The following is a 2607-nucleotide window of genomic DNA, read 5'->3' as shown; positions in this document are numbered from 1 at the left end:
GGACGATCCTGCTGGCGGGGATAGGGGGTGTCAGGCGGCGAGGCCGCCGACCGTGTGGCGGGCGACGAGATGACCGGGGCCGATCTCGACGAGAGGCGCGACCTGCGGCTCGTCGCCGAGCGCCCGGACGGGGCTCGGGATCTCGTCGGTCAAGAGCCGGCGGGCGCGCAGGTGCCGGCGGGCCGGGTCGGCGACTGGAACCGCTGCCATCAGCTTGCGGGTGTAGGGGTGCTGCGGGTTCTCGAAGATCGCCCGGCGCGGCCCGATCTCGACGATCTGGCCAAGATACATCACCGCCACCCGGTGGCTGATCCGCTCAACCACCGCCATGTCGTGGCTGATGAATAGGTAGGCGAGGCCGAACTCCCGCTGGAGGTCGAGCATCAGGTTCACGATCTGCGCTTGGATCGACACGTCGAGAGCCGAGACCGCCTCGTCGGCGACGATGACCTTCGGGTTCAGGGCAAGGGCCCGGGCGATAGCGATGCGCTGCCGCTGCCCCCCCGAGAACTCGTGCGGGTAACGCTGGGCCTGGTCGGGGGTCAGCCCAACGCGCTCGAGCAGCCACGCCACCCGCGCCTCGGCCTCGCGGCGCGTCGCGATCCCGTGGACCAGCAGCGGCTCCATGATCGAGAAGCCGACGGTCAAGCGGGGATCGAGGGACGCGTAGGGGTCCTGGAAGATGAACTGGATGTTGCGCCGCAGACTGCGGAGCCGGCCGGGGGGCAGGTCGCGGACGTTGCCGCCGTCGAACTCGATCAGGCCGCTCTCGCTCTCCACGAGGCGCAGGAGCGAGCGGCCCGTCGTGGACTTGCCGCAGCCGGATTCGCCTACGAGGGCTAGGGTCTCGCCGGGATGGAGATCGAAGCTGACCCGCTCCACCGCGTGGACGCGGCGGCGCACGCGGTTCAGCAGGCCACCGCGGATGTCGAACCGGGTGACGAGGTCGCGCACCCGCAGGATCGGCCCAGCGCCGGCGCGAACGGTGTCATGGGGCGCGTCGACTGCGGCTGGGGCCGCCTGCCCTGCCGGCTGTTCCCGGGCCTCGGCCCGCAGCAGGTCGAACTTCCGCGGCAGGTCGCTGCCCGCCATGGCGCCGAGCTTGGGCACGGCGGCGAGCAGCGCCCGGGTGTAGGCGTGGCGCGGCGCGGCGAAGAGCGCGGGCGCCGCCCCCTCCTCCACCTTGTCGCCGCGGTACATGACCAGCACGCGGTCGGCGATCTCGGCCACGACGCCCATGTCGTGGGTGATGAAGACGACGCCCATCCTCATCTCGGCCTGGAGGCTGCGGATCAGCTCGAGGATCTGCGCCTGGATCGTGACGTCGAGGGCCGTGGTTGGCTCGTCGGCGATGAGCAACTGCGGCTTGCAGGACAGGGCCATGGCGATCATCACGCGCTGGCGCATGCCGCCGGAGAGCTGGTGCGGGTAGCGCGTGAGGACGTTGCGCGCCTCGGGGATGCGCACGAGGTCGAGCATCCGCATGGCCTCGGCCCGGGAGGCGGAGGCGCTCTTCCCCTGATGGACGCGGATCGATTCGGCGATCTGGTCCCCGGCGGTGAAGACCGGGTTCAGGGAGGTCATCGGCTCCTGGAAGATCATCGCGATCTCGGCGCCGCGGATCGCCCGCATCCGGGCGTTCGGGGCGGCGGCGAGATCGAGGACCTCGCCCGAGCCGCGCCGGAACAGCATCTTCCCGGCCGCGATCCGGCCGCCGCCGTGCTCGACGAGGCGCATCAGGCTCAGCGAGGTCACGGACTTGCCGGACCCGGACTCGCCGACGATCGCCAGGGTCTCGCCGGCATCGACGTGGAACGACAGGTCGCGGACCGCCTCCACGACCCGCTCGGAGGTCGCGAAGCGGACGGCGAGACCAGTGACGGAAACGACGCGCCCGTCGGGCATCGCGGTGGGAGAGCCGGTTCCGGCTGCGATGGTCGGCATGGCAGATCTCAGCGCGCGGGAGCTGGGACGCGGCGGGACGCGCCGAAGATCGCGGTGGTTGGTGCATCGCCGGGGCGGACGAGGCCGCGATACATGCCCTCGGTGTTGAACGGCATCGCGACACGGCCGCGCGCGTCGACAGCGATCAGTCCGCCGCGGCCCCCGACCGCCGGGAGCGCGTCCTCGACCACTGCCCGGGCCGCCGCCGCGAGGTCCTGGCCGCCGTAGGCCATGCGCGCGCAGACATCGTGCGCCGCCGCGACGCGGATGAAGGCTTCCCCCGTGCCGGTGCAGGAGACGGCGGCGGTCCGGTCGTCCGCGTAGGTGCCCGCGCCGATCAGCGGCGAGTCGCCGATACGGCCGGGACGCTTGTTGGTCATGCCGCCGGTCGAGGTCAGGGCGGCGAGATGGCCGTCCCGGTCGAGGGCGACGGCGCCCACCGTGCCGAACTTGCGGGTCTCGTCGAGGGGCCCCGACGCCGTGTCGTGGTCGAGGGCGACCTGCCCGGCGGCCAGTGCCCGGCGGAGCTGGTCGCGGCGGGCCTCCGTCGAGAAGAAATCCGGTTCGACCATCTCCAGACCGTGCTGCCGCGCGAAGGCCTCGGCGCCGGCCCCGGCCATCAGGACGTGCTCGCCCGCCTCCATCACCGCGCGGGCGGCGCGG

Annotated in this window: 2 protein-coding genes; both read right to left on the bottom strand. The window is 72.4% G+C overall.

What is annotated here, in order from left to right:
• Window positions 1-30: 30 nt before the first annotated feature.
• On the bottom strand, window positions 31-1944 hold the full coding sequence (locus FV228_RS26495; RefSeq protein ID WP_147857253.1) for a dipeptide ABC transporter ATP-binding protein: 1914 nt from the start codon (window positions 1942-1944) through the stop codon (window positions 31-33).
• An 8-nt stretch (window positions 1945-1952) separates the two neighbouring features.
• A partial coding sequence (locus tag FV228_RS26490; protein ID WP_147857252.1) for an isoaspartyl peptidase/L-asparaginase occupies window positions 1953-2607 on the bottom strand: 655 nt, incomplete at its 5' end.

Source organism: Methylobacterium sp. WL18 (assembly GCF_008040015.1).
Taxonomy (GTDB): Bacteria; Pseudomonadota; Alphaproteobacteria; order Rhizobiales; family Beijerinckiaceae; genus Methylobacterium; species Methylobacterium mesophilicum.
Note: the sequence above shows the minus strand (reverse complement) of the source record. Positions and strands in the feature narration are given on the sequence as shown.

Bases quoted from the DNA above. Each gene is read 5' to 3' on its own strand.
- FV228_RS26495 (WP_147857253.1), bottom strand. From the start codon at position 1,944: ATGCCGACCATCGCAGCCGGAACCGGCTCTCCCACCGCGATGCCCGAC.